This is a genomic window from Achromobacter sp. GbtcB20 (genome assembly GCF_019091095.1).
Lineage (GTDB): Bacteria > Pseudomonadota > Gammaproteobacteria > Burkholderiales > Burkholderiaceae_B > Achromobacter > Achromobacter mucicolens.
The window spans coordinates 1-234 of record NZ_JAGXJZ010000925.1 but is presented as its reverse complement, the minus strand read 5'-3'; the positions used below and the strand labels follow the sequence as shown (position 1 = coordinate 234).

1 pseudogene is annotated in these 234 nt (G+C 71.4%); it reads left to right on the top strand.

The features are described 5' to 3' along the window. A pseudogene (locus KVT32_RS31655) lies at nucleotides 1-234 on the top strand (ATP-grasp domain-containing protein); the annotation flags it as partial.

Below are 234 nucleotides of genomic sequence, written 5' to 3'. Positions count from 1 at the left end.
CTGCCGCTGGCCTACGAGGTCTCGGTGCTGACCGCGCGCGGCGTTGGCGGCGCCTCGGTCGTGTAGGCGCCCGCCGAGAACGTGCACCGCGACGGCATCCTGTTCACCACCACCGTGCCGGGCCCGAACGTCTCGAGCGAATGCGCGCGCAAGGCCCAGGACGCGGCGCGCGCCATCGTGGCCGAGCTCGGCTACGTGGGCGTGCTCTGCATCGAGTTCTTCGTGCTGGAAGAC